Annotated in this window: 24 protein-coding genes; 6 read left to right on the top strand and 18 right to left on the bottom strand. The window is 67.2% G+C overall.

Annotated elements, in window-relative coordinates:
* Positions 1-2 precede the first annotated feature (2 nt).
* The 10 genes from fcl to ACO07H_RS06670 all read right to left on the bottom strand — a co-directional run bounded on the left by fcl (position 3) and on the right by ACO07H_RS06670 (position 9,158).
* Positions 3-953, bottom strand: a complete 951-nt coding sequence (fcl, locus tag ACO07H_RS06715) for a GDP-L-fucose synthase (RefSeq protein WP_422012412.1) — start codon at positions 951-953, stop codon at positions 3-5.
* A complete protein-coding gene (gmd, locus tag ACO07H_RS06710) occupies positions 946-2,064 on the bottom strand; it encodes a GDP-mannose 4,6-dehydratase (RefSeq protein WP_422012410.1) in 1,119 nt (372 codons plus the stop codon). The genes fcl and gmd overlap by 8 nt, the downstream gene beginning before the upstream one ends.
* Positions 2,061-2,765 carry an exosortase-associated protein EpsI, B-type gene (gene epsI / locus ACO07H_RS06705; protein WP_422012408.1) on the bottom strand — a complete coding sequence of 235 codons (705 nt, stop codon included), beginning with the start codon at positions 2,763-2,765 and terminating at the stop codon, positions 2,061-2,063. Before epsI ends, gmd begins: the two co-directional genes overlap by 4 nt.
* Positions 2,762-3,580: an exosortase B gene (xrtB, locus tag ACO07H_RS06700; RefSeq protein ID WP_422012406.1), complete on the bottom strand. Its 819-nt coding sequence runs from the start codon at positions 3,578-3,580 to the stop codon at positions 2,762-2,764. The genes epsI and xrtB overlap by 4 nt, the downstream gene beginning before the upstream one ends.
* Positions 3,581-3,675: 95 nt before the next feature.
* A complete protein-coding gene (locus ACO07H_RS06695) occupies positions 3,676-4,557 on the bottom strand; it encodes a polysaccharide biosynthesis tyrosine autokinase (protein WP_422012404.1) in 882 nt (293 codons plus the stop codon).
* Between the two features lie 21 nt (positions 4,558-4,578).
* Complete coding sequence (gene epsF / locus ACO07H_RS06690; RefSeq protein ID WP_422012402.1) at positions 4,579-5,997, bottom strand: chain length determinant protein EpsF; 1,419 nt, start codon at positions 5,995-5,997, stop codon at positions 4,579-4,581.
* Positions 5,998-6,006: 9 nt separating this feature from the next.
* Positions 6,007-6,837, bottom strand: a complete 831-nt coding sequence (epsE, locus tag ACO07H_RS06685; RefSeq protein ID WP_422012400.1) for a polysaccharide export protein EpsE — start codon at positions 6,835-6,837, stop codon at positions 6,007-6,009.
* Positions 6,837-7,793: an EpsD family peptidyl-prolyl cis-trans isomerase gene (locus ACO07H_RS06680; RefSeq protein ID WP_422012398.1), complete on the bottom strand. Its 957-nt coding sequence runs from the start codon at positions 7,791-7,793 to the stop codon at positions 6,837-6,839. The genes epsE and ACO07H_RS06680 overlap by 1 nt, the downstream gene beginning before the upstream one ends.
* A 233-nt stretch (positions 7,794-8,026) precedes the next feature.
* Entirely contained in the window at positions 8,027-8,758 is a 732-nt protein-coding gene (gene ubiE, locus ACO07H_RS06675) for a bifunctional demethylmenaquinone methyltransferase/2-methoxy-6-polyprenyl-1,4-benzoquinol methylase UbiE (RefSeq protein WP_422012396.1), read from the bottom strand.
* Positions 8,759-8,765: 7 nt separating this feature from the next.
* Positions 8,766-9,158, bottom strand: coding sequence for a gamma-butyrobetaine hydroxylase-like domain-containing protein (locus tag ACO07H_RS06670; protein WP_422012394.1), 393 nt, complete (start codon positions 9,156-9,158; stop codon positions 8,766-8,768).
* Between the two features lie 115 nt (positions 9,159-9,273).
* On the opposite strand from ACO07H_RS06670, the gene ACO07H_RS06665 reads away from it, so the two are divergent.
* A complete protein-coding gene (locus tag ACO07H_RS06665; protein WP_422012392.1) occupies positions 9,274-11,307 on the top strand; it encodes a M13 family metallopeptidase in 2,034 nt (677 codons plus the stop codon).
* Positions 11,308-11,438: 131 nt separating this feature from the next.
* Here the strand turns inward: ACO07H_RS06665 and ACO07H_RS06660 are convergent, their stop codons facing one another.
* Positions 11,439-11,786: a hypothetical protein gene (locus ACO07H_RS06660; protein WP_422012390.1), complete on the bottom strand. Its 348-nt coding sequence runs from the start codon at positions 11,784-11,786 to the stop codon at positions 11,439-11,441.
* Between the two features lie 404 nt (positions 11,787-12,190).
* Between ACO07H_RS06660 and ACO07H_RS06655 the strand changes: the two genes are divergently transcribed.
* Positions 12,191-12,379 (top strand): hypothetical protein, encoded by a 189-nt coding sequence (locus ACO07H_RS06655; protein WP_422012388.1) that lies wholly within the window; start codon positions 12,191-12,193, stop codon positions 12,377-12,379.
* Here the strand turns inward: ACO07H_RS06655 and ACO07H_RS06650 are convergent.
* The 3 genes from ACO07H_RS06650 to ACO07H_RS06640 are packed head-to-tail and all read right to left on the bottom strand — an operon-like array spanning position 12,349 to position 16,998.
* Positions 12,349-12,777, bottom strand: coding sequence for an HIT family protein (locus ACO07H_RS06650; RefSeq protein WP_422012386.1), 429 nt, complete (start codon positions 12,775-12,777; stop codon positions 12,349-12,351). The two genes, ACO07H_RS06655 and ACO07H_RS06650, sit on opposite strands and share 31 nt — an antisense overlap.
* 1 nt (position 12,778) lies before the next feature.
* Positions 12,779-13,144, bottom strand: coding sequence for a 2OG-Fe(II) oxygenase (locus tag ACO07H_RS06645; protein WP_422012384.1), 366 nt, complete (start codon positions 13,142-13,144; stop codon positions 12,779-12,781).
* A complete protein-coding gene (locus tag ACO07H_RS06640) occupies positions 13,141-16,998 on the bottom strand; it encodes a DUF3683 domain-containing protein (RefSeq protein ID WP_422012382.1) in 3,858 nt (1,285 codons plus the stop codon). The genes ACO07H_RS06645 and ACO07H_RS06640 overlap by 4 nt, the downstream gene beginning before the upstream one ends.
* 61 nt (positions 16,999-17,059) lie before the next feature.
* Here ACO07H_RS06640 and ugpQ point away from each other — a divergent pair, with 61 nt between their 5' ends.
* The 3 genes from ugpQ to ACO07H_RS06625 all read left to right on the top strand — a co-directional run bounded on the left by ugpQ (position 17,060) and on the right by ACO07H_RS06625 (position 20,205).
* On the top strand, positions 17,060-17,791 hold the full coding sequence (gene ugpQ / locus ACO07H_RS06635) for a glycerophosphodiester phosphodiesterase (RefSeq protein WP_422012380.1): 732 nt from the start codon (positions 17,060-17,062) through the stop codon (positions 17,789-17,791).
* A 22-nt stretch (positions 17,792-17,813) separates the two neighbouring features.
* A complete protein-coding gene (locus ACO07H_RS06630; RefSeq protein ID WP_422012378.1) occupies positions 17,814-18,704 on the top strand; it encodes a hypothetical protein in 891 nt (296 codons plus the stop codon).
* 166 nt (positions 18,705-18,870) lie between these two features.
* Positions 18,871-20,205 carry an alpha/beta hydrolase gene (locus ACO07H_RS06625; protein WP_422012376.1) on the top strand — a complete coding sequence of 445 codons (1,335 nt, stop codon included), beginning with the start codon at positions 18,871-18,873 and terminating at the stop codon, positions 20,203-20,205.
* 75 nt (positions 20,206-20,280) lie between these two features.
* Here the strand turns inward: ACO07H_RS06625 and ACO07H_RS06620 are convergent, their stop codons facing one another.
* From ACO07H_RS06620 to ACO07H_RS06605, 4 genes are all read right to left on the bottom strand, one after another.
* Complete coding sequence (locus ACO07H_RS06620; RefSeq protein WP_422012374.1) at positions 20,281-20,865, bottom strand: GNAT family N-acetyltransferase; 585 nt, start codon at positions 20,863-20,865, stop codon at positions 20,281-20,283.
* On the bottom strand, positions 20,862-22,133 hold the full coding sequence (locus ACO07H_RS06615; RefSeq protein WP_422012372.1) for an MFS transporter: 1,272 nt from the start codon (positions 22,131-22,133) through the stop codon (positions 20,862-20,864). The genes ACO07H_RS06620 and ACO07H_RS06615 overlap by 4 nt, the downstream gene beginning before the upstream one ends.
* Before the next feature lie 128 nt (positions 22,134-22,261).
* Positions 22,262-22,642 (bottom strand): PPC domain-containing DNA-binding protein, encoded by a 381-nt coding sequence (locus tag ACO07H_RS06610; protein ID WP_422012370.1) that lies wholly within the window; start codon positions 22,640-22,642, stop codon positions 22,262-22,264.
* Positions 22,639-24,252, bottom strand: a complete 1,614-nt coding sequence (locus ACO07H_RS06605) for a gamma-glutamyltransferase family protein (protein WP_422012368.1) — start codon at positions 24,250-24,252, stop codon at positions 22,639-22,641. The genes ACO07H_RS06610 and ACO07H_RS06605 overlap by 4 nt, the downstream gene beginning before the upstream one ends.
* Before the next feature lie 134 nt (positions 24,253-24,386).
* Here ACO07H_RS06605 and ACO07H_RS06600 point away from each other — a divergent pair, with 134 nt between their 5' ends.
* Entirely contained in the window at positions 24,387-24,614 is a 228-nt protein-coding gene (locus tag ACO07H_RS06600) for a hypothetical protein (protein WP_422012366.1), read from the top strand.
* Positions 24,615-24,733 lie beyond the last annotated feature (119 nt).

The raw sequence follows: 24,733 nt of genomic DNA, 5'->3' as shown, positions 1-24,733 counted from the left end.
GATCAGCGCGGCCGGCTCAGGAAGTCGGCGTAGGCCAGGGCAATGCCCTCGGGAAGCCGAGTGCCTGCCCGCCAGCCCCGGCTGGCCAGCAAGCTCACATCCATCAGCTTGCGCGGTGTGCCGTCGGGCTTGGCGGTGTCGAAAACGAGTTCGCCCTGGAAGCCGACGACCTCACACACCAGCTCCGCCAATTGGCGAATCGACACGTCCTCGCCGACGCCGACGTTCACGAGCACATCCTCGGCGCCGGTCTCCATCAGATGCACGCAGGCGTCAGCCAGATCGTCCACGTACAGGAACTCGCGCAGCGGTGTGCCTGTGCCCCAGACGACCAGCGCCTTGTCGCCCCGCTGCTTGGCTTCGTGGGCCTTGCGGATCAGCGCGGGCAGCACATGGCTGTTGGCAAGGTCGTAGTTGTCGTTGGGGCCGTACAGGTTGGTCGGCATCGCACTGACGTACTGCCGGCCGTACTGGCGGTTGTAGCTTTCGCACAGCTTGATGCCGGCGATCTTGGCGATGGCGTAGGGCTCGTTGGTGGGCTCCAGCGGGCCGGTGAGCAGGCTGTCTTCGCGCAGCGGCTGTGGTGCGAGCTTGGGATAGATGCAGCTGGAGCCGAGGAACATCAACCGCTGCACGCCAGCCACATGGGCGCCGTGGATGAGGTTGGCCTCGATCATCAGGTTCTCGTAAAGGAACTCGGCGCGATAGATGTTGTTGGCCTGGATTCCGCCGACCTTGGCCGCAGCGATGAAGACGTAGTCGGGCTTGTGCGCCTGCAGCCAGGCATGAACAGCGCGCTGGTCGAGCAGATCGAGCTCCTGCCGGGAGGCCGTGAGCACGTTCGTGTAGCCACCGGCCTGCAGCCGGCGCACCAGCGCCGAGCCGACCATGCCGCGATGGCCCGCGATGAAGATGCGAGCGTCCTTGGCGAGGGGCGCCGCCGCGTCACTCATGGTGGTCGTAGGCCTGGAAGCCGGCGAGCTTGACGAGGCTGTCGCGCTTGGCCGCCGTGTAGTCGGCCTGCACCATCTCGGCCACGAGCTCCCTCAGCGTGGTCTTGGGCGTCCAGCCGAGCTTGTCCTTGGCCTTGGTCGGGTCGCCCAGCAGCGTCTCGACCTCGGTGGGCCGGAAGTAGCGCGGGTCGACCTTGACGATGACGTCGCCGACCTTGCACCGGGCCTTGTCACCGTCGATCTTGGCAACACGGGCGACTTCGTTCTCGCCTTCGCCTTCGAACGCGACGGTGATGCCGAGTTCAGCCGCGGCGAATTCGACGAACTGGCGCACGCTGTATTGCACGCCGGTGGCGATGACGAAGTCGTCGGGCGTGTCCTGCTGCAGCATCAGCCACTGCATCTCGACATAGTCCTTGGCATGGCCCCAGTCGCGCAGCGCGCTCATGTTGCCCAGGTACAGGCAGTCCTGCAGGCCCAGCGCGATGCGGGCGATGGCCCGGGTGATCTTGCGGGTGACGAAGGTCTCGCCGCGCAGCGGGCTCTCGTGGTTGAAGAGCACGCCGTTGCAGGCGTACATGCCATAGGCCTCGCGGTAGTTGACCGTGATCCAGTAGGCGTAGAGCTTGGCCACCGCGTAGGGGCTGCGCGGGTAGAAGGGCGTGGTTTCCTTCTGCGGGATTTCCTGCACCAGGCCGTAGAGCTCGGACGTGCTGGCCTGGTAGAAGCGGGTCTTCTGGGTCAGGCCCAGGATGCGGATGGCTTCCAGGATGCGCAGCGTGCCGATGCCGTCGGCGTTGGCGGTGTACTCGGGCTCTTCGAACGAGACGGCCACGTGGCTCATGGCCGCGAGGTTGTAGATCTCGTCGGGCTGGACCTGCTGGATGATGCGGATGAGGTTGGTGGAGTCGGTCAGGTCACCGTAGTGGAGCTTGAAGCGCCGGTTGTCGACGTGCGGGTCCTGGTACAGGTGGTCGATGCGGTCGGTGTTGAACGACGACGCACGGCGCTTGATGCCATGCACCTCGTAGCCTTTGGACAGCAGGAGCTCTGCCAGGTAGGCGCCGTCTTGGCCGGTGACGCCGGTGATCAGCGCGACTTTCGATTTCATGACTTCTCGGGTCCGTTGAAATTGACCTTGCCAACAACGCGCTCGCGCTCCTGCGCAGGCAAGCTGGCAACCAACTCGTTGATGAAGCGCGTATGCACGGCAACCGCGGCGGCCATGTCTGGATTGATGGATGACACGCGGACCAGCATGCCTTCAGGAATGAGCCGCTTCAGACCGTAGCGAATGGACACCATGCGCCGCTGGGTGTTAGAGATGGTCGCTTCATCGCCCATCAGCACCCAGTAGGTGACCGGCTCGATACGCTGGCCTAGCGAGGTCAGCAAATGCCGCACAGGAATGGAGAAACCGGGCGCCACCAGAAGTTGCGCATCCCTGGTGTCGGTGACCTTGAAACCCTGCGCCGGATAGCAAACATCCGGAATGTGCACCGTCAGCCCATCCGATTGGTCTCCACCATAGGCGACGGACAACATGATGCGCTCGCCCAGGCGGTTCACGTAGGTGCGAGCCAGGGTCTGGTTGTAGATCTTGTCTAGCAGTGCCTGCTGATCCGGAGGAGGCAGCACGACCGGCATGTGGGGGTCTATGACCCAATCGCCGAAATGCTCCGGGAACAACTGCTCCAACTTGAACCCAGGGTGGAGGTCCGACACTCTGACGGTGGGACGAGCCCACTCGGCCAAAGCTGCGGAACCCGCCATGGCCAGCATGGCAAACGCTGCAACGCGTCGACTCGTCATTTCAATAGCCCCTTGAAGCGACGACTGGCACTCAGCAAGCCGCGGTCAAAGGCGAGGATCAGCGTTAACGCCACCATGAAGAGCACCATGCCTGCAAAACCGTGCACGAAGCCTTGGCCAGCCTCGTCACCAAAATGGTAGGTGACCAGCACCAAGATGCAGACCCTCACGATGTTGGCGGCGAATGAGATCGGGATGATCATCACGGCCATCAGCACGTTCCGCGCGGCAGACTTGTAGTTCATGATGTTCATGTACAGCAGGCCCAGCGCCTCGAGCGTAAACATCGAGTTGAGGCCGGCACAGGCATCGGCGACTAACAGTTGGTAGGGGCCTACCGTCAAGATCACACCGCTGCGCCCCACCGGATAACCCAGTTGGTAGAGCAGTGAACTTGCAACTGCAGAGACCGCAGACTTCAACGGTGTCGTTACCGCGACGACCAGCGTAGCCGGCAGCGGCACCATGAACAGCATGAAAAACAGTGGGAACCACAGCAGCCGAACAGCCGCCGTCCCCTTGATCAGCAGCAACAGCGCGGCGCTGATCGGGATCAAGGCTCCGACTTCCAGCAGCAGCACCGCCTGCGATCGCCCTAAAACAAACATGCACAGGCCCAGCAGCAGGCATAACGACCCGCTAACCAACGCTGGCCGCGCCGAAAGCGCCAGCAGTTCCTCGTGCTTGCGATATGCCAGCCAGAGCACCACCGCCAGGATGATGGGGCCGTGGCCCTGTTCGTCGCGCGACCACACCGTAGTCGCCAAGTCGCGAAACGTTGGAGCAAACATCAGCACGTAGCCGATGATGATCATCGCAGCTGCAGGCAGGTCTAGGCCCGGCGGCTTCTTGAAGTGGAGACGCGATGGCTGCATGGATCGATCGGATATCTGGCCCGAAGCCACTGTCGTCAGTGCTCGTTGTAGAGCACGCCGAGGATTTTGGAGCGACTTTGCTGCAGCAGCATTGTTAGGTGCTGCAGCGTCTTGACGCGCGATTCGTCACGACGCGCCACCACCAGCACGGCACCACAACGCGCCGCGATGACAGCGGCGTCAGAACCATAAGCCGCTGCAGGCGTATCGACGACAACGTGATCGAACTTGCTGATCAGCTCGTTAAGCAGCAGGCCGAAGGCCGGACGCTCGACCAATTCGACCGGGTTGGGCGGCGTGGGGCCTACTGGCAGCACGAACAGGTTGGGCACACCCGTGGCCTGCTGGATCACCTGATTTTCTGCCCGGCCCGACAGTATGTTAGACAGCCCGGCACCGTTCTTCAGGCCAAAAACCTCATGTAGGCGAGGCGAGCGCAGGTCGGCATCAACGAGCAGCGTGCGACCACCCAACTGGGCCAGCGTGATGGCCAGGTTGGCGGCTACGAAGGTTTTGCCGTCGCCGACGTCAGGGCTGACCACGGCCAGAGGGCGACGCGCGCCCTCAGAGCTGGGATCCACGCGCATGATGAGCTGACTGCGCAGGTCGCGGAAGGCCTCAACCTGCCGCGAGAAAGGCTTGTTAAGCGCCACCAGCTCCTGGCTGAGTTGCCGCTGCTCGTCGCTCGCGAGGGGATAGTTGTACTGCTGCGCCAGCGCGAAGATCACGTCATCAGCGCTCGCGACGCCCATCGCTACCGCAGCTTCGCCGAAGCGCACCGCATGCTTCTTCTGATAGGCGACGACGCTTTCGACCTGTTCAGCCGTCAGATGCCTTGTCTCGGCAATGATGGCTCCAATGGACCGCTCGCGATTGCCCCGGCTTGGATCGACTCGATCAGCTTGGTTGTCTTGCATGGTAGGGAGTCGCTACTGGATTTAATTCGCCGCGGCCGGACCATCTGGGGCCGACAACAGGGGAGGCAGGTTCTTAGACAAGCGCTTGGTCACGTTATTGTTCGCAGGCATCGTGCCAATGACGGGCAAGCCGAGAATGCCCTCGATGTCATCCACTGTCCGCACGCGCCGGTCCATGAACTCCAGGCCCAAGGTCACCGCCATTGCCAGCAGTCCGCCGACGAAGATTGACATGATGGTGTTGAGAATGACCCGGGGCGATGAAGGCTTCACGGGCGGTGTAGCCTGAGTCAGCGTGCTCACATAGCTCTGCGTGGTCTGGCTTTCAAGACTGGTCTGGGTCAAGCGCGCCAGCACGGCGTCGTAGGCACGCTGGGCGCTCTCGACGTCGCGACTGAGGACTGTGACTTGGTCGCGCAGCGCCTTCATCTTCAGCACCTTGGCGCGCTGAGCCTCAAGCTGCGCCTTGATTTCTCCGGCGCGCTGCTGATTGATATTGTTGGAGATGCCCAGCGAACTGCTTACCTTGGTGGTTTCGCCGTCGATGCGGGTCTTCAGCTCGGCCAGATTGGCACGGGCTTCGATGACTTGAGGGTTTTGATCGCCCAGCTTCGAGTTCAGCTCCTGCAGCTTGGCCTCCAGTCGCGCCTGATCTGCTTTGAGCCCTGCGATAAGCGGGTTGTTCAGCACTTCCTGCATGCGATCAGCGCCGCTGCCTCGGGCCGCCGTTTGGCGACTGACCGAATCTGAAGCCAGCGACTGCAAACCAACGTATTGCGAAGACAGCTCATTCAGGCGGGTATTCTCGACGTCAAACCGCTCGTCGACAGCCATTACACCGTTTTCGTTCTGGAACTGACTGAGCTTGGCCTGAACCTGCTCCAACTGATCCCGGGCTTCCTTGGCGCGCAAATCAAAAAAGCTGCTGTATTGCCGCGCCGGATCGACTTTGAGCTCAAGAGTCGTCGCGGTGTATGCGACAACGAAGGCATTTGCGATGGCGGCCGCAAAGCGTGGATCGGCTGCCCGATAGGACACGCTGATCACATTCGATTCGCGCGAAGGCTTGACGTCGAGGTTTTTCTGGAAAAGATCAGCCAGCCAACCTTCAACAGTACCCTGCCCACCCGTATCCGACTGCCACTGCTCCCGAATCTGCGGGCTCTCCGTAAGCTTCAAATCGCGAACAACGCGAAGCGCTACTCGGTCACTCAGGATCACGTCGACCTGTGTTGCCATGAAGGCCGGGTTCATCAGCGAACCAGACAACACGGAGGACAGTGGATCCGGCTTGGGGTCGACGACAACGGACGCCGCCGCCGTGTACTGCTTGGGCAGCAAGAGGCTTACAACAACTGCTAGCACCACCGTTGTGGCAAAAATGATCAGTGCAAGCAGCCAGCGCGCACGCAAAACTGCAATGAATTGTCCGAAGTTCATTCCGTGTCCTTAGAACAGGCTTTCCTTGACGTAAACGACGTCGCCGTCTCGCAACGCGTCATCCATCACCGGCTGCATCACCTCGACCTTGCCTTCCGGCGACTTGCGGTGCACACGGATGCCCCGCTCGGTACCACGCTGGGTCAGACCGCCACCGGTGGCGAGTGCCTGCATCAGCGTAAGACCACGCTCCAGTCGCATCGGGCCGGGGCGCTGCACTTCGCCGTAGATATAAACGATCGGTGCGCGGTCCACCCACAGAACGTCTCCGTTCTGAATCAGCACATCGTTGGCACGCGTCTGGTCACCGGGAGCGAAGACGGTCGGCAAATCGATTTCGAAGCGCACGGGTTTGCCGTTGCGCGTACCGGTCAGCACCAGCATGTCGCCGCCGGTGGTCGCGACACCGCCGGCATTGGCCAGCAGGTCGGTCATGCGCATGTCGGCGGTCTCGATCGGGTAGCGCCCCGGGCGATTGACCTGGCCCAGCACGCTGGCCTGGTTGCCCTTGACCTGCAGCAGGATCAGCGTGACCTGCGGCGACTTCACGAAGCTGCCGTTCTTCAGGCCGTCAGCGATGAGCTTCTCGGCGGCGCCGATGCCCAACCCACCGATACGGATGCTGCCCAGCAGCGGATAGCTGATGACGCCGGTTTCGGAAACGCGCGTTTCCAGCGTCAGATCGGCGTTCTGGTAGACGACGATGCGGATCACGTCGCCGGCGCCCAACTTGTACTCGGCGTTGGCCGTCGCAGCAGCCGGCGCGACGCTGGTTTGAGCACCGGCAACCAGGGCACTGAAGCCCAGCGCGGCGGCAAGAAGCAGGTGTTGGAATCGCATCATTTCAGACCCATGCCCTTGCTGATGGCGGAGGAATCGAGGCCGCTGGCGGCCGACGCCGGGGCATCGGGAACCACCGGTGCCGCCGTTGCCGCGCTCGCGGCGGATGCCGCCGACTCGGCGAACTTGCCGACGTATTCGATCTTCGAGCTGGCTCGCAGGGCCTTGATGTCCTTCTGCGCAGCTTCGCCCTTGCGCTGGTTCAGCAGGAAGGCCTCGATGGCAGGACGGGCACGCACTTCGTCGACGGGCTGGCTGCGCGAGCCGACGAGGAAGAGCACGGCCAGGCCATTGGGCGCCTGGCTGATCATGGAGTCGCCGTCCTTCATCTTCGCGATGTTGTCCAGGTTGGCGAGCGGCAGTTGCTCCGCCGCACGCACCGCCTGGTTGCCGGCAAAGCGGATGTCGTTGCTCTTCAGGTACTCGGCGAATTCGTTCAGGCTCTTGGACGCCGCGAGCTTGGCGCGGATGCCGTCGAATTGCTCGGGCTTGGCCTCGATCTGCAGCTCCTGCAGGCTGTAGATGCGACGCTCCTTGAAGAGCGCCGGCTTCTCGTTGTAGTAGGCAGCGATCTCTTCGTTGCTCGGCTTGGAGACGCTTTCGCCGATGCGCTCGACGTAGGCGCGAGCAATGATCTCGCGCTTGGCGGCTTCGATCTGCTGCACCACGCGCGGGTCGCGGTCGAGCTTTTGCTCCTGGGCCTTCTGCACCGCGAGTTCCTGGTCAATCAGACGCTCCAGCACCTGGCGGCTGGCCGCCTCGGCCTGCTCCGGCTTGAGTCCCGGCTGGCGCTGCAGCACGAAGTTGATCTGATGGACGGTGATCTCTTCCTTGTTGACCTTGGCAGCCGTCTGCGAGGCCTTGTCGCCCTTGTCGCCGCCGCAGGCAGCCAGCAGCGTCGCCGCCGCGACGATCGCCAACAGCGTGGCGCGGGGGTGGATCAGTCGCTTTGCCATCTTTTCGTGGTCCTTGTCGTGCAGTGAAGGGCTCCCAGCCCCGATGAGCGGCCGAGTGTAGCGGCGGGTGATGTCGCTTCTGCAGCCATGCGCCCCATTCGTGGGTCGGGGCAACCCGGGGTTAGACGCGCACGGTGTGCGAAGTTCCGCAGACCCCGCGTTCGTGGGGGCCTACCCCCCCGAAATGGCAGCGCGCCGGGTCTCGCTCGACGCTCAGCCGGGTAAACCCGGCTTCAGCACTTGATGCCGGCATGCAGCGCCACGATGCCGGCGCTGAGGTTGTGCACGTCCACATGGCCGAAGCCGGCCGTCTTCATCATGGCCTTGAGCGTGGCCTGGTCGGGGTGCACGCGGATGGACTCGGCCAGGTACTTGTAGCTCTGGGCATCACCCGCGAACAGCGAACCGAGCCGGGGCAGGATGTTGAAGGAGTACCAGTCGTAGGGCTTCTTCAGCGGCTCGGCAATGCGCGAGAACTCCAGCACCAGCAGACGGCCGCCCGGCTTGAGCACGCGGCACATCTCGGCCAGGGCCAGGTCCTTGTGCGTCATGTTGCGCAGGCCGAAGGCCACGCTCACGAGGTTGAAGCTCTCGCTCTTGAACGGCAGCTTCTCGGCGTCGGCCAGGCTCGTGGGCAGGATGAGCCCTTCGTCCAGCAGGCGGTCGCGGCCCTGGCGCAGCATGGCCTCGTTGATGTCGGTGTGCACGACGACGCCGCCCTCGCCCACCTTGCGCGCGAAGGCCCGCGCCAGGTCGCCCGTGCCGCCGGCGATGTCCAGCACGCGCTCGCCGGCCTTCAGGTTGGCGACCTGCACGGTGTAGGCCTTCCAGGCCCGGTGCAGGCCGGCCGACATCAGGTCGTTCATCAAGTCGTACTTGGACGCGACCGAGTCGAACACGCCGCGGACCTTGGTGGCCTTCTCCGACTCGTCAACCGTGCTGAAACCGAAGTGGGTCTGTGTCATGGAGAACTCAATGCGAATGGCAGGATCCGCCGCCCTTGACCGGCATGGGATCGTCGCGGCCCTTGCCGGCGGCGGCCAGCTTGGCGTCGTACTCAGCCCAGAGCGCATCCTGCTGGCTGCCGAGCTTGTGGAGGTAGTCCCAGGTGAACAGGCCGCTGGCATGGCCGTCCGAGAACTCGGGGCGCACGGCGTAGTGGCCCACGGACGTCAGGTCGGTGATGACGACGTCGCGCTTGCCGGTCTGCAGCACTTCCTGGCCGGGGCCGTGGCCCATGACTTCGGCCGACGGGCTGTAGACGCGCATCAGCTCGAACGGGATGCGAAAACGCGCGCCGTCGTCGAAGGCGATTTCCAGCACCCGGGACTGCTGGTGGACGGTGATCTCGGTGGGAGCGGGCATGGCGCCAGTGTAGGCGGCGGCCACGGTGAAAACCCGCGGCATGCCAGGTGTCTTCCGGCCCTCGGGCCAGCCGGCGCTCTAATCCTGCACTTCCAACGTTTCGCCCATTCGCACCATGCACCCATTCGCCCGCCATCGCCTGGCCGCCGCTGCGGCCCTGCTTGGACTGGCTGCGGCCGCCCAGGCCCTGGACCTGACCGGCCTGTCCAAGGACGTCAGCCCCTGCGACGACTTCTATGCCTTCGTCAACGGCAACTGGGAGGCCGCCACCGAGCTGCCGGCCAGCCGCGCACGCATCGGCAGCTTCGAGCAGCTGCGCCAGAACAACGACGCGCTGCTGGACAAGGCGCTGAAGGAACTGGCCGACAAGCCCACGCTGCAGACGACGCCGGGCCTGAAGCTCATCGCCGCCTATTTCTCCAGCGGCATGGACGAGCTGGCCATCGAGGCCCGTGGCATCAGCCCCGTCACGCCGCTGCTGAACCGCATCGACAGCCTGCAGCGCCGCGAGGATCTGCCCACGCTGCTGGCGCTGCTGAACCGCAGCGGCATCAGCGCGCCGCTGAACTTCAGCGTGCAGCCTGACCGCAAGGACACGCGCCGCAACGTGCTGACGCTGAGCCAGTCGGGCCTGGGCCTGCCCAATCCCGAGGACTACAGCAAGGACGACGAACGCACCCGCACCCTGCGGCATGCCTACGGCACCTATGTGAAGGCGCTGCTGAGTGCGGCGGGCCGCCCGGCCAGCGACGAAGACATCAAGCCGCTGCGCGAGTTGGAGACCATGCTGGCCGACTACACGCGCCCCAGGGAGCGACTGCGCGACCCCGTCGCCAACTACAACCCGATGACGCTGGCGGAACTGGCCAAGGCTGCACCGGGGCTGGACTGGAGCGCCTACCTGGCGGTGCTGACGGCGGGCGCCAAGCTGCCCGAGCGCATCATCGTCGGCCAACCGGAATTCCTGGAGCGCGTGGGCATGCTGGCCAGCTCGCCGGCGTCCCTGCCGGCCTGGCGTCAGTACCTCACCGTGCGCGTGCTGGACGCCGCCGCGCCCCGCCTGCCCAAGGCCTTCGCCAATGCGTCGTTCGACTACCGCGGCAAGGCCATCACCGGCCTGCAGGCGCCGCCGCCGCGCAGCGAAGACGTCATCCTGCAGATCGGTGGCCGCACCGGCAGCGAGCCGCTGGGGCTGGCGCTGGGCGAACTGTTCGTCGCGCGCGCCTTCTCTCCCGAGGCGCAGAAGCGCGCCGTGCAACTGGTGGACGACGTGCGCGCCAGCATGAAGGCCCGCATCGAGAAGCTCGACTGGATGACCCCCGGCACCAAGACCCGTGCGCTGGAAAAGCTGGCCAACATGCAGGCCAAGATCGGCGCGCCGGAGAAGTGGCCGCAGTATGAGGGCCTGCAGCTCGGCACCAACGACTACGCCGGCAACTGGCTCAAGGTCGCGCTGTGGAACAGCGGCCAGCAGGTCAAGGACCTGGACGCGCCGGTGGAGCGTGGCCGCTGGCGCATGGCGCCCTATGTGGTCAATGCGCAGGCGGGCGGCCTCAACGAAATCACCTTCCCGGCCGGCATCCTGCAGCCGCCGTTCTTCGACGCCAAGGCCGACGACGCGACCAACTACGGCGGCATCGGCATGGTCATCGGCCACGAGATCACGCACCACTTCGACGACAGCGGCCGCAACTTCGACGCCATCGGCACGCTGACCGACTGGTGGACGCCCGCGGACGCCGCCGGCTACAAGCTGCGCGCCGACAAGGTGGCCGACCGCTACAGCGCGATCTCGCCGCTGCCGGGCTACAACATCAACGGCCGCCTGACGCTGGGCGAGAACATCTCCGACATGTCGGGCCTGCCCATCGCCTATGAAGGCCTGCAGCGCGCGCTCAAGCGCACGGGCGGCGCCGGCAAGCTGGTCGACGGCTACACGCCGGCGCAGCGCTTCTTCCTGAGCAACGCGCTGGTGTGGCGCGCCAAGGTGCGCCCGGAGTTCCTGATCAACCAGGTGCGCACGGATTCGCACTCCCCGGCCAAGTACCGGGTGCTGACGCCGATGAGCAACTCGGCCTACTTCGCACAGGCGTTCTCGTGCAAGCCGGGCAGCGCGATGGTGGCGAGCGACCCGCTCACGGTGTGGTGACCCGCCCACCCTGCTGAGGAAGAGCGGGCATCGCCGCCCTTTCGACTTCGGTTTTGCAAGTGCCTTTTCAAGACGCTTCGGAGCCATCCGGGGCGTCCTGCATGGCACGCGTGCGGCGCCCAGGCACGGCGTCAGGCGCCGGTCGGAACGGCGGCGTGCCTGCGCTTCTTGATCGTCACGGTGGCGGGTCGGGATGGACCCGATGCCGTGCGGGCCGGCAGCCCGGCCCACTGCAGCGCTGCCACGACCTGGGCCGCGTCCAGCAGCTCGATGAAATCGCCGTTCACCTGGGCGTACCCGCCACCGGGCAGTTGCGCCAATGCGCCGATCTGCGGGCCGATCTGCACGACGCCGAGCAGCGCCATGTCCGCGCGCGCATAGGTGAACCGGGTCCAGCCCCTGCCGGGCGTGATCTGGACACTTGTCGAAGGGCTTTGCATGGCTGGAAGCATGTTGCCGATCCCTGTTTCGGCGCTCAAGACAATGTCCCTGACGCGTTCGTCGGGGTCGGCAGATGCACAGCGTCGGTGCATTGCATGGGCGTCGCACAAAAAAAGACCCCGAGGCGGTGCGCCTCAGGGCTTGAATCCATCCTGCGGGATGGAGGAGACAACCAATGCTGTGGACTTAGCAGCTTTGATGCCAGCCAATCGTGCGGCATGACGCGCCGTCGCCGCGCCAACAGGCGGACGGCACGCGGCTTAACACCACGGCAGGCCTGAGCAGGCGAAGATGGCCTGCGGTTCGAGCGCCGCTTTTCGCAGGCCATCGCACGCGGTCGGCAGCTCATCGCGTGCGCCTTGGGGCAGCGCAACCCGGCACCTAGTCTGAACCCAGGTCGACGCATGTTGCGCCGCCCGCCACCAGACCTCAGGAGCTTGTCATGTCCACCGTCTATTCCATCGCCCAGCGCACACCCGCCCTCAACAGCCTGTTCGCTGGCCTCGCCTGCGCCATCGCCCTCGCGCTGACAGCGGGCCCGGCCATGGCACGCCCCGTCGACGCGGCAAAGGCGACGGCCGCTGCCGGCACCGACGGCGCCTACCGCGCCGCCGTGGCCGAGAAGCGTTGAGCGATGGCCGCATCCACCGCGGCCAGATCGAGCGCAGGCAACGCTGCATCGCGCTTGGGCTCGGCCCAGACCGGCGCGGGGAAGTGGCTGTCGCCCTCGAAGCGCGCGATGACGTGCCAGTGCAGATGCGGCACGACGTTGCCCAGCGCGGCCAGGTTCACCTTGGTCGGCGCCAGCAGCGACCGGAGCACCCGCTCGATCTCGGCGACGGCGTCCATGCACGCGTGCCGATCTGCATCGGCCAGGTCGCTGAACTCCGCGACATGGGTGGCCCAGATGAGCCGGTAGAACGCCGGGAAACGCACGGCCTCGTCGCCGTCGACGACGCGGACGATGCGGAACTTCGATGTGCGCGCGACGACGAGGCCGCCGTCGGTCGTGCAGAGCGGGCAAGTCATGTCATCGGCCTTTCAGGACCCAGCCGACGGACAGCACGTAGCGGCTGCCGCCCTCCACGCGGGTCACGCTGTGCTCGCAGGCGTCGGGGCGGAAGAACTTGATGCGCCGGCTCTGCCAGATGGGCGTCGCGCAGACGAACTCGCCGCCGCGCGGCGAGGCCTTCACGACGACGTTGAGCCGGTAGTGGCGCCCGGCCTGCACCGGGTCGGTGTGCGGCGGGATGGCGCTGCCCTCGGGGTAGCGGATCAGGTAGCTGTCGAACGGCAGCGGCCAGCGCGCCGTGAGCAGCAGCATCTTGTCGTAGCCACTGCCCTGGCGCCCGCGCTGCCACCTGAACGCGGTGCGCAGGTACTGCGCCAGCGTCACACCAGGACTCGCTCGATGCCGCCGTTGTTGGCCTTGGCCACGTACTCCGGCATCCAGTTCTCGCCGAGGATCTGCCTGGCCATCTCGACGACGATGTAGTCGGCTTCGAGCAGGCCGTTCTGCAGGTCGTCGCCATAGCGGCTCAGGCCCTGCAGGCAGCTCGGGCAGGACGTGAGGATCTTCAGGTTGTCGTTCGCGCCGACCTGGCCCGACTCACGCAATTGCGTCTCCGTCTTGCGCAGTTCCTCTTCCTTGCGGAAGCGCACCTGCGTGGAGATGTCCGGCCGCGTCACGCCCAGCGTGCCGCTCTCGCCGCAGCAGCGCTCGCTCTTCACGACGTTGTCGCCCACCAGCGCCTTCACCGTCTTCATCGGCTCCTGCAGCTTCATCGGCGAATGGCAGGGGTCGTGGTACAGGTAGCTGGTCTTGGAGCCCAGCGTGATGCCCTTCTCCAGCAGGTACTCGTGGATGTCGATGATGCGGCAGCCGGGGAAGATGTCCTCGAACTTGTAGCCCTGCAGTTGGTCGTAGCAGGTGCCGCAGCTCACCACGACGGTCTTGATGTCCAGGTAGTTCAGCGTGTTGGCGACGCGGTGGAAGAGCACCCGGTTGTCGGTGATCATCTTCTCGGCCTTGTCGAACTGGCCCGAGCCGCGCTGCGGGTAGCCGCAGCAGAGATACCCGGGCGGCAGCACCGTTTGCACGCCGGCATGCCAGAGCATGGCCTGCGTGGCCAGGCCGACCTGGCTGAACAGCCGCTCCGAGCCGCAGCCCGGGAAATAGAACACGGCCTCGGTCTCGCTCGCCATGGACGGCGGGCGGATGATGGGCACGTAGTCCTTGTCCTCGATGTCCAGCAGCGCCCGCGCCGTCTTCTTGGGCAGGCCGCCCGGCAGCTTCTTGTTGATGAAGTGGATGACCTGCTCCTTGATCGGCGCGGCCCCCAGCGTGGCCGGCGGCGCGCTGGTCTGCTTGCGGGCCACACGCTTGAACAGGTCGGCTGCCAGGCGCTGCGCCTTGAAGCCCACGCCCACCATCGCCGTGCGCGCCAGCTTGATGGTCTCGGGGTTGGTGGCGTTGAGCATGAACATCGCCGCGGCATTGCCGGGGCGGAAGGTCTTCTGGCCCATCTTGCGCAACAGGTTGCGCATGTTCATCGTCACGTCGCCAAAGTCGATCTTGACCGGGCACGGCGTCAGGCACTTGTGGCAGACCGTGCAGTGGTCGGCCACGTCCTCGAACTCCTGCCAGTGCTTGATCGACACGCCGCGGCGCGTCTGCTCCTCGTAAAGGAAGGCCTCCACCAGCAGCGACGTGGCGAGGATCTTGTTGCGCGGCGAATAGAGCAGGTTGGCGCGCGGCACATGCGTGGCGCAGACCGGCTTGCACTTGCCGCAACGCAGGCAGTCCTTGATGGAGTCGCTGATCGCGCCGATGTCGCTCTGCTGCATGATGAGCGACTCGTGGCCCATCAGGCCGAAGGACGGCGTGTACGCGTTGCGCAGGTCCGCGTTCTTCAGCAGCTTGCCCTTGTTGAAGCGGCCTTCGGGGTCGATGCGCTGCTTGTAGTCGGTGAACGCCGCCAGTTCGGTGTCGGTCAGGTACTCGACCTTGGTGATGCCGATGCCGTGCTCGCCGGAGATGACGCCGTCCAGCGAACGGGCCAGCGCCATGATGCGCCCCACGGCCTCGTGGGCCGTCTGCAGCATCTGATAGTTGTCGCTGTTGACGGGGATGTTGGTGTGCACGTTGCCGTCGCCGGCATGCATGTGCAGCGCCACCCACACGCGGCCGCGCAGCACCTCCTGGTGAATGCGCTTGAGCTCGGCCAGCAGCGGCTCGAAGGCCGCGCCGCTGAAGATGCCCTGCAAGGGCTTGAGGATCTGCGTCTTCCACGACGCGCGCAATTCGTGCGTCTGCAGGCCCTCGAAGAAGCCGGAGTCGATGCCGTCGAGCCAACCCTGCCATAGACCGCCGACCTCGCGCAGCAGCGCCTGCGCCTGCTGCACGCGGTCTTCCAGCAGCTCGGCGCTGGGGATCTCGCCCGCGTCGTCGCTCTTGCCCAGCGGCAACTTGCCCGTCGTGAACAGCGCCTGCAGCGCCGTCACGAGCGCCAGCTTGTTGCGCAGGCTCAGCTCGATGTTGATGCGCTCGATGCCCAGCGTGTACTCGCCCATGCGCGGCAGCGGGATCACCACATCCTCGTTCACCTTGAACGCGTTCGTGTGCTTGCTGATGGCCGCCGTGCGCTTGCGGTCCAGCCAGAACTTCTTGCGCGCGTCGGCGCTGACGGCCACGAAGCCCTCGCCCGAGCGGCCATTGGCCAGGCGCACGACCTCGCTCGTCGCGCGCGCCACGGCGTCCGCGTCGTCGCCGACGATGTCGCCCACCAGCACCATCTTGGGCAGGCCGCCACGCTTGCTCTTCGTGGCATAGCCCACCGCCTTCAGGTAGCGGTCGTCCAGGTGCTCCAGGCCCGCCAGCAGCACGCCGGTGTGGGCGATCGAGAACATGTAGTCCTTGATGTCGACGATGCTGGGCACGCAGTCCTTGGGGTTGCCGAAGAACTCCAGGCAGACGGTGCGCGTGTGCGCCGGCATGCGGTGCACGATCCAGCGCGCTGATGTGATGAGGCCGTCGCAGCCTTCCTTCTGGATGCCCGGCAGGCCGGCGAGAAACTTGTCCGTGACGTCCTTGCCCAGGCCTTCCTTGCGGAAGATGCGGCCCGGGATGTCCAGCCGCTCGGTGCGCTCCAGCACCTGGCCCGTGGCGTCGAAGTACTGCAGCTCGAAGCTCGCCACCTCCACGTCGTGGATCTTGCCGAGGTTGTGGTTCAGCCGCGTGACCTCCAACCACTTGGCCTCGGGCGTGACCATGCGCCAGGACGCCAGGTTGTCCAGCGCCGTGCCCCACAGCACGGCCTTCTTGCCGCCGGCGTTCATGGCCACGTTGCCGCCGATGCAGCTCGCCTCGGCGCTGGTCGGGTCCACCGCGAACACGAAGCCATGCTGCTCGGCCAGGTCCGCCACGCGCTGCGTGACGACGCCGGCTTCGCTGAAGATGGTCGGCACGTCACGGTCCAGGCCCGGCAGGCGCAGCATTTCCACGCCGCGCAGCGCTTCGAGCTTCTCGGTGTTGATGACCGCGCTGTTCCACACCAGCGGAATCGCGCCGCCCGTGTAGCCGGTGCCACCGCCGCGCGGAATGACCGTCAGCCCCAGCTCGAAGCAGGCACCCACGAGGTTGGCCATCTCGGCCTCGGTGTCCGGCGTCAGCACGACGAACGGGTACTCCACGCGCCAGTCGGTGGCGTCCGTCACGTGGGACACGCGCGACAGGCCGTCGAACTTGATGTTGTCCTTGGCGGTGTGCCTGGCCAGTTGCCTGGCCGCGCGTTTGCGCAGGTCCGCCACATGCTCGAACATGACCGCGAACTGCGCCACCGCGTCGTGCGCGGCCTTCAGCAACTCGCCCACGTAGCTGTCGCGCTGCGGGTCGGCCCCCGGGTCGCGGCGCTTCTGCACCTCGGCCAGCCGGTGGTGCAAGGCCTCGATCAGCAGCACGCGGCGCTTGGGGTTGTCCAGCAGGTCGTCCTGCAGGTAGGGGTTGCGCTGCACCACCCAGATGTCGCCCAGCACCTCGTACAACATGCGCGCGGACCGGCCCGTGCGCCGCTCCAGCCGCAGCTTGTCCAGCAGCTCCCAGGCCCGGGGGCCGAGCAGGCGGATGACGATCTCGCGGTCGGAGAACGACGTGTAGTTGTAGGGAATTTCGCGCAGTCGAGGGGCGTCGACGTGGGCGTCGGTGTCGGCTGCGGCAGCGGCAACCGGCATCAGGGGATGCGGGGCATTCATAGAGGGCGAGGATCGTATCGCAGGGGTGTCCTGCCACGGATTGCCCTTCAGAATCCATGGGATGAAGCCCTGGCCCTATCCCTTGTGGCTCGCGCACCGCGGCGCGGGCAAGATTGCCCCGGAGAACACGCTCGCCGCCTTCCGCGCCGGGGCCGGTTTTGGCTACCGAGCCTTCGAATGTGACGTCAAGCTGAGCCGGGACGGCGAAGCCTTCTTGCTGCATGACGACACGCTGGAGCGCACCAGCAGCGGCCAGGGCTCGCCGGCCGCCCAGGACTGGGCCGATCTGGCCCGGCTGGATGCCGGCGCCTGGCACAGCCCGCCCTACGCCGCAGAGCCGCTGCCGCGCTTCGCGCAGGTCGCGGCCTTCTGCCAGGCCAACGGCTGCATGCTCAACGTCGAGATCAAGCCCTGCCCCGGTGACGAGGTCCGCACCGGCGCGGCCGTCGCGCGCGAGGCGGCGCGCTTGTGGCGCGGTGCGCTGCCGCCGCTGCTGAGCAGTTTCAAGCCCGAGGCCCTGGCCGCCGCGCGCGATGCCGAACCCACGCTGCCCCGCGCGCTGCTGCTGGACCAGCTGTGGGACGGCTGGTGGCAGGCAGCCGAACAATTGGACGTGGTGGCGGTCATCACGAACTACCGGCTGATGGATGGCGCGCTCATCAAGCGCCTGCATGGCCGCGGCTGGCGGGCGCTGGTCTACACGGTCAATGACGAGGCGGTGGCCAAGCGGTTGATCGCCGACGGCATCGACGGGATCATCACGGACGCCGTGGACCGGCTCCGGCCCGTCTGATGCTTCACTTCAGGGAGAACACATGAGATCCATCGCCGCCGCCATGTGGCTGGCCGGCTGGGCCAGCTTCGGCACGGCGCTCGCCGCCGCGCCGGATTGCGCCGGACCACCGCCGCAACTGGCGCTTGAGAAGATCACGGCCCGGGCCATCGTCGTGGGCGAGGTGCACGGGAACGAACAGACGCCGCAGTTTGTCGCCCAGTTGGTGTGCGGTTTGCTGAAGCAGGGGCGTACGGTGATCCTGGCACTGGAGCGTGAGGGGCAGGAGCAGGCAGCTCTGAATCGCTACCTGAGCTCTGCGGGCAATCCGTCCGACGTGAAGGCCTTGACCGGCACCGGCGCGTGGGCACGCCCCTTTCAGGACGGTCGCAACAGCCAGGCGATGCTGGCACTGATAGAACAGATGCGCCAATGGAAGCAGGCAGGCCAGCGCGTGGGCGTGCTGGCCATGCAACTGGAGTTCCACGAGATCATTGCCGCCGATCCCGGCCAGCCGATGCAGCTCACAGAAATCGAGTCCACGCGATTCGCGGCGATCAACGACCGCACGATGGCCGACAAGCTTTGGATGACGTTGGCTTCGAGCCCGGCCTACACCGTCGTCGCCTTGGCGGGCAACTGGCACACGGCGGTAGGCTCCAAGTCGCGCGCGGAGTTGGTTCCCACGCCGTCTCTGGCGGACGTACTGGCCAGTTACGTGCCAATCCATGTCATTGGCCTGAAAAGCGCAGGCGGCACCCACTGGATCGCCACTCCCGATGGCAAGGCCGGGCCACGGCCGTCCATCGCCGGGCCGCTGTACCTCCAGGATTCGCGCATCGACTCCGAGGTCGACATCGGCAACGTCACCGCCTCGCCACCAGCGGCATCCCTCGCTCGACCACAGCCAGGCGCGGAGCGCGGCCCGGACTGAACCCACCCGCGCAATGGTGCGGCGCGCTAGGGTCGCAGCCCGCGGCTGACATTCGCGGCGAGCGCGGGCAAACGACAGTGCCTGCCACGCCGTGCGGCCGCATCATCGGGGCCTGTCCACGCCCGGCGGCCTCAGCGGCCGGGCACCAATGACGAAGGCACACGCCATGGGTCCACTGCTTCGCCTCGGGGCTTTGCTGCTGATGTCCACGCTGGGAGGCGTGGCGCACGGCAAGGCCTGCACGCTGCAGGAGGTGTACGACACCGCCCGCAGCGGCGGCGACCTGAGTGCCTGCCGCAGCATCGAGGATGCCCCGGGCTGCACGGTGGCCACCGTGAAACGCTACGCCACGCAGGCCCGCCCGCTGTCGCTGGAGGCCGTCGCGCAGCGCTGCGCCGCAGCAGTGCCTCCTTCGCCACCTCCACCTCCACCACCGCCGCCCCCGCCACCGCCACCGCCTCCGCCCGACAACGTGGCGGCCTCGCCAGCGCCGGCAGCACGGCCCGAGTTCACGACGGTGCCTGTCTACTTCGCGACGGACCGCTTGGCCGACAAGCCGGCCGACCCGGTCAACAAGTTCGGCGGCAAGCGTTCCCGAACCGGCCTGAGCTACGGTGTGTGCGAGGTGTCCATCCCCTTCCGCCATGTCGTGGGGGAGATGGAAGGGCCCAAGTTCTGGCGGCTGGAGTTCAAGCCGGACCCCACGCGGCACGTCACGTTGCTGTCCACCACGCTGCTGTCGCGCCAGGCGCTGTATGCGCAGCTGCAGGCCCAGTTCGCCCGGGGCAACGACCGCAGCGCGCTGCTCTTCGTGCCCGGCTACAAGGTCACGTTCGACCACGCGGCGCGGCGCACCGCGCAGATCGCCTACGACCTGCGCTTCCCCGGCGCGGCCGTGATGTTCAGCTGGCCCTCGGCGGGCGAGGTGTCCGCCTACGCCGCCGACGAGGCGACGGTGGAGTGGTCGCAGGGCAACCTGCAGAAGTTCCTCGTGGACTTCCTGGACAGCGCCCAGGCAGAGCGCGTGTATCTCATCGCCCACAGCATGGGCAACCGGGCGTTGACCCGCGCCGTGGCCGCTGCCATGGCCGCCCGGCCCGACCTCAAGGACCGCATCGCCGAGATCATCCTCACGGCGCCCGACATCGATGCCCAGGTGTTCAAGGAGCAGATCGCGCCCGCCCTGGTCAGTGCCGGCCGCCCGGTCACGCTGTACGCGTCGTCCAAGGACGAAGCGCTGGGCGCCTCGCGCAAGTTCCACCAGTACCCGCGGGCCGGCGAGTCGGGCGCGTCACTGACGCTGATCAACGGCATCGACACCATCGACGCCTCCGACGTGGACACCAGCCTCATGGGCCACACCTACTTCGCCCAGGCGCAGCCGGTGCTGACCGACCTCTACAACCTCATCACCGGCGGCAAGCGCGCGGCCGACCGCGGCGGACTGCGTGCCGTGAACTCCGCCCAGGGGCGCTACTGGTCGCTGGAGCCGGCGAAGTAGCGGCAGCGGCGCCGGCAGCCCAAGCTTCCAAAGGCTGCCGTGGCCCGATGCCGGACTACGCGTGCACCGAAGTCGTCAGCCGTCGATGCGCGCGTAGACCGCGGTGTCGCGCGGATGCCCGTCCACGCCCAGCACGTTGCTGCGCAGCACGCCTTCCAGCGCGAAGCCGCAGCGCTCGGCGACGGCCCGGCTCTTCAGGTTGCGCGTGTCGCAGCGGATCTCCACGCGCCGCGCGCCCAGCGTGCCGAAGGCCAGCGCCGTCAGCAAGCGCACGGCCTCGCTGACATGGCCCTGGCCTGCAGCCTCGGGGCGGACCCAGTAGCCGATCTCGAACCTGCGCACGGCCCAGTCGATGCGGTGCAGGCCCGTGCCGCCCAGCAGCCGGCCCGGGCTGCCATCCGGCCGGCGCGCGTAGATCTGGAAGCACAGGTCACGCCGCGCGATGAAGTCGGCCTGCATGCGCCGCACCACCAGCTCCGCGCTCTCGACGGTGGGGGCGTCCTGCGCCCACGGCATCCAGGGCCGCAGGTGGGACAGCGACTGCGTGATGACCACGGCCATCTCCGCGCCCAGCCCGGCGCGCGGCGCGAGCAGCAGCGTGCGCTCGCCGTCCAGGCGCTCGGGCACGTCGATCAGCAGGGGATCGCGGGACGCAGTCATGCGGCCATCACCTCGACAGGCTTGGGCAGCTCGCGCACGCTGCGGATGACGCCGTGCCGCCAGGCCAGCACCGCCAGCAGGCAGGCGCCCACGCCCGAGAACCCCAGCGCGGCGCGCAGGCCCAGGTGCTCGCCCAGCCAGCCGCCGATCAGCGCGCCCGGCCCCGCTGGCAGCAGGATGAGCCAGCGCATCGTGCTCGTCATGCGGCCCAGCATGGGCGCGGGCGTCACGGCCTGGCGCAGCGACAGGAAGTTGATGAAGATCAGCACGGCGCCCACGCCAAAGGCGAACAGCATCACGCCGAAGCTGATGACGCCGAGCTGCCCGGCCGGCGCCAGCGCGAGCTGCAGCCAGCCGACGCCGCACGCCCCGTAGCCCAGCACCAGGCACGGCCCCGGCCCGATGCGGCGGCTGATGCGGTGGCCGAAGACGCTGGCCAGCACGGTGCCCGCGCCCAGCGCGATGTAAGACAGGCCCACCGTCTGCGGCGACAGCTTCAGCTCGCGCGTGGCGAACAGGATCTGCACCACCAGCGCCGCGTTGTGGAAGAGCTGCCAGCCGCCGGTGGCCGCGGCCAGGCTGACGAGCAGCCGCCGCTCGCGCACGAAGCGCAGGCCGGCCTTCAGCTCCGGCCAGAACGCCTGGCCGCTGCGCGCAGCCAGCGTCTCCTTGACCTGGATGCCGCGCAGGATGGCCGCCGACACCAGCAGCAGCAGCGCATCCACGGCCAGTGCCAGCGGTGCGCCGAGCAGCTTGATCAACGCGCCCGCCACACCGGGGCCCGCCACCTCGGCGCCCGACGAGGCGAGCGCGTTCTTCGCATGCGCCTCGACCAGCCGTTCGCGCGGCACCACCTGGGTCAGCACGATCTGCGCGGCGCTGCCGGCCACGGTGTAGACGCAGCCGAGCACGAAGCCGACGACGTACAGCCAGGTCATGCTCAAGGCGCCCAGCCACGCCGCGACCGGCACGCTGGCCACGGCGACCGCCAGCAGGCTCTCGCCCCAGATGTAGACGGGCAGCTTGGCGCAGCGGTCCAGCAGCACGCCGGCCGGCAGCGAGAACAGCACGAAGGGCAGGATTTCCATCGCCTGCAGCAGGCCCATCTGCGTGGGGCTCGCCTCCAGCAGCACGGCTGCCGTCAGCGGCAGCGCCAGCATCGTGATCTGGCCGCCGAGCGACGAAATGAGGATGGACGACCACAGCCGCCGGTAGACCGCATCGCGCAGCAGGTCGCCGGGCGCGAGGGTGAAGAACTTGGAGAACATGACGCGAAGGCTCCGAAACGACTCGACAGGCGGGGAGGCCCCCGCCGGGACACAGCACGCGCAGCGGCGTCAGTCGAGGTCGAGCAACTTGGTCATGGCGCGCATGCTAGCAGCGCGCCGTGGCGGTGTCATGCCTTGGCGATGCGCAGCTCGGCATGGCCGGTGCGCGCATCGAATGCGCGCGACAGCGAGCCCGCCGGCAACGGGGCGATCAGCAGCTCGGCCGTCGTGCGCACCTCGCAGCCGGCGCAGACATGCCCGCCCCGCACGCGGCCCGACGAATCCGACACGCTGGCGTGCAGGTGCGCGCCATCAGGCGTGAGGCTGCCGCTGAGCGTCAGGATCTCCAGCGGGCCGTCGATGCGCGTGGCCGCAGGCTCGCCGGCCATGCGCAACTGCGCGTGCGTCAGGCTGCCGATGCCGGCGATGACGAAGCCGGTGTGCCCGGTGGCCTCCAGCGCACCGCGCAGGTCGTCGCCGGGGTTCAGGCGCAGCGGCTCCATCATCAATACCCCACGGCTGCGCCGTCGCGGCGCGGGTCGCTGGCGGCCACGTAGCCTTGCACGGCCGGGTCGCCCAGCCGCCAGATGAACTGGCCGGCGCCGAAGTCCTGGTAGCTGTCGTGGATGTCGCCGATCTCGTGGCCGAGCGCGGCCAGCGCAGCCAGGGTGGCCGCCGGCATGTGCGGCTCGACGTTGATCGACAGGCCTTCGTTGAAACGCCAGCGCGGCGCGTCGCACGCGGCCTGCGGGTTCTGGCCGTAGCTGAGCATGCGCACCAGCGTCTGCAGGTGCCCCTGCGGCTGCATGTTGCCGCCCATCACGCCAAAGCTCATGACCGGCGCTCCGTCCTTGGTGAGGAATGCCGGGATGATGGTGTGGAAGGGGCGCTTGCCCGGCGCCACCTGGTTGGGGTGGCCGCCCGCCAGCGTGAAGCAGTGGCCGCGGTTTTGGAGGCTGACGCCGTAGCCCGGCAGCACCAGGCCCGACCCGAAGCCCATGTAGTTGCTCTGGATGAAGCTGACCATCATCCCGGACTCGTCGGCGGCAGTCAGGTAGATGGTGCCGCCCCTGACGGGGTTACCGGCGCCGAACGCCTGCGCACGCGTGGGGTCGATGAGCTTCGCGCGCGACGCGAGGTAGCCGGGGTCGAGCAGTTGCGCTGCGCTGACCTGCATCGCGCCCGGCTCGGCCACATGGCGGTAGACGTCTGCGAACGCCAGCTTCATCGCCTCGATCATCAGGTGCTGCGCCTCGGGGCTGTCGACCGCGTGGGCGCGCACGTCCCAATGCTGCAGCAGGCCCAGCGCCATCTGCGCGGCGATGCCCTGGCCATTCGGCGGAATCTCGTGCAGCGTGTGCCCGGCAAAGTCCTGTGCCAGCGGCGTGACCCATTCGGGCCGGTAGGCCGCCAGGTCCGCCTCGGTCAGTGCGCCACCGGTCTCGCGGGAGAAGCGGGCCAGCGCCGCCGCGATCTCGCCGCGGTAGAAGGCCTCGCCCTGGCTCTCGGCGATGAGCCGCAGGCTGCGCGCCGCGTCGGGGAAGCGGAACAGCTCGCCCACCTCGGGCACGCGGCCCTGCGGCAGGAAGGCCTGCGCAAAGCCGGGCTGCGACGTGATCTCGTCCAGCGCCGCGGCCATCGCCCATTTGCCCTGCACGATGGGCGGCACCGCGTAGCCGCGCTCGGCGATCTCGATGGCCGGCTGCATCAGGTCGGCAAACGGCAGCTTGCCGAAACGTTCGCTCAGCGCCGCCCAGCCGCCGACCGCGCCAGGCACGGTGACCGAACGCCAACCACGCCGGGGCATGACCTGGCCGCCGAAGAACTCGGGCGTCCATGCGTTCGGCGACGGTCCCGAGGCGTTGAGGCCGTGCAGCTGACGCCCATCCCACAGGATGCAGAACGCGTCCGACCCCAGGCCGTTGCTGCAAGGCTCCACCAGGGTCATGCAGGCCGCCGTGGTGATCGCCGCGTCCACCGCGTTGCCTCCGGCCTGCAGCATGCGCAGCCCGGCTTGCGCCGCGAGCGGATGCGAGGTGGAGACGACGTTGCGGGCGAAGAGCGGGCTGCGCCGGCTGGCGTAGCCGGCGGTCCAGTCGAAGGTCGATGCGGTGTTCATGGGTGTGGATTCTGGGGGGTGTAAAGCTTTGCAACGCACCCGCCGCGCGTCAACTGCCGGCCCCCAGGCGTCGTTGTCTCCACAAGCTTTCGCGAAGCCGCAACGAAACCATCCACCACACTGGAGTCCTGAAGATGAACACGCTGAAGATCACCATCGCCACCGCCCTCATCACGCTCGCCTCGGGCGTGGCCATGGCACAGACCCCGGCCGCACCGGCCCCCGTGAAGCCCGCCACGCCGGCCGTGGCCCCGGCTGCAGCTACCGCCCCTGCGGAAGCTGCCAGCACGGCCAAGCACGCCAAGAAGCACCACGGCAAGAAGCACGCCGACAAGGCCGCGACAGAAACCAAGACGCAGTAAGCGCGACAGCGCTCGGCGCAAGGCCGCAGCTCGAAAGGGCTGCGGCCTTTTTCATGGCGACGGCGCGCCAGTCGTGAACTGCGTCGCGAAGCACCTCGCCAACCCCCGCGTCGAGGCGT

Source organism: Roseateles sp. (genome assembly GCF_965229315.1).
In the GTDB taxonomy this organism is placed as follows: Bacteria; Pseudomonadota; Gammaproteobacteria; order Burkholderiales; family Burkholderiaceae_C; genus Pelomonas.
Note: the sequence above shows the minus strand (reverse complement) of the source record. Positions and strands in the feature narration are given on the sequence as shown.

Excerpts from the sequence above, each read along its gene's own strand:
- ACO07H_RS06650 (WP_422012386.1), bottom strand. The coding sequence starts at position 12,777 with ATGACTTGCCCGCTCTGCACGACCGACGGCGGCCTCGTCGTCGCGCGC.
- xrtB (WP_422012406.1), bottom strand. The coding sequence starts at position 3,580 with ATGATCATCATCGGCTACGTGCTGATGTTTGCTCCAACGTTTCGCGAC.
- ACO07H_RS06605 (WP_422012368.1), bottom strand. The coding sequence starts at position 24,252 with ATGAACACCGCATCGACCTTCGACTGGACCGCCGGCTACGCCAGCCGG.
- epsE (WP_422012400.1), bottom strand. The coding sequence starts at position 6,837 with ATGCGATTCCAACACCTGCTTCTTGCCGCCGCGCTGGGCTTCAGTGCC.
- epsF (WP_422012402.1), bottom strand. The coding sequence starts at position 5,997 with ATGAACTTCGGACAATTCATTGCAGTTTTGCGTGCGCGCTGGCTGCTT.
- ACO07H_RS06630 (WP_422012378.1), top strand. The coding sequence starts at position 17,814 with ATGAGATCCATCGCCGCCGCCATGTGGCTGGCCGGCTGGGCCAGCTTC.
- epsI (WP_422012408.1), bottom strand. The coding sequence starts at position 2,765 with ATGACGAGTCGACGCGTTGCAGCGTTTGCCATGCTGGCCATGGCGGGT.
- ACO07H_RS06670 (WP_422012394.1), bottom strand. The coding sequence starts at position 9,158 with ATGCCCGCTCCCACCGAGATCACCGTCCACCAGCAGTCCCGGGTGCTG.
- ACO07H_RS06640 (WP_422012382.1), bottom strand. The coding sequence starts at position 16,998 with ATGAATGCCCCGCATCCCCTGATGCCGGTTGCCGCTGCCGCAGCCGAC.
- ACO07H_RS06680 (WP_422012398.1), bottom strand. The coding sequence starts at position 7,793 with ATGGCAAAGCGACTGATCCACCCCCGCGCCACGCTGTTGGCGATCGTC.
- ugpQ (WP_422012380.1), top strand. The coding sequence starts at position 17,060 with ATGAAGCCCTGGCCCTATCCCTTGTGGCTCGCGCACCGCGGCGCGGGC.
- fcl (WP_422012412.1), bottom strand. The coding sequence starts at position 953 with ATGAGTGACGCGGCGGCGCCCCTCGCCAAGGACGCTCGCATCTTCATC.
- gmd (WP_422012410.1), bottom strand. The coding sequence starts at position 2,064 with ATGAAATCGAAAGTCGCGCTGATCACCGGCGTCACCGGCCAAGACGGC.
- ACO07H_RS06600 (WP_422012366.1), top strand. The coding sequence starts at position 24,387 with ATGAACACGCTGAAGATCACCATCGCCACCGCCCTCATCACGCTCGCC.
- ACO07H_RS06655 (WP_422012388.1), top strand. The coding sequence starts at position 12,191 with ATGTCCACCGTCTATTCCATCGCCCAGCGCACACCCGCCCTCAACAGC.
- ubiE (WP_422012396.1), bottom strand. The coding sequence starts at position 8,758 with ATGACACAGACCCACTTCGGTTTCAGCACGGTTGACGAGTCGGAGAAG.
- ACO07H_RS06665 (WP_422012392.1), top strand. The coding sequence starts at position 9,274 with ATGCACCCATTCGCCCGCCATCGCCTGGCCGCCGCTGCGGCCCTGCTT.
- ACO07H_RS06615 (WP_422012372.1), bottom strand. The coding sequence starts at position 22,133 with ATGTTCTCCAAGTTCTTCACCCTCGCGCCCGGCGACCTGCTGCGCGAT.
- ACO07H_RS06620 (WP_422012374.1), bottom strand. The coding sequence starts at position 20,865 with ATGACTGCGTCCCGCGATCCCCTGCTGATCGACGTGCCCGAGCGCCTG.
- ACO07H_RS06625 (WP_422012376.1), top strand. The coding sequence starts at position 18,871 with ATGGGTCCACTGCTTCGCCTCGGGGCTTTGCTGCTGATGTCCACGCTG.
- ACO07H_RS06695 (WP_422012404.1), bottom strand. The coding sequence starts at position 4,557 with ATGCAAGACAACCAAGCTGATCGAGTCGATCCAAGCCGGGGCAATCGC.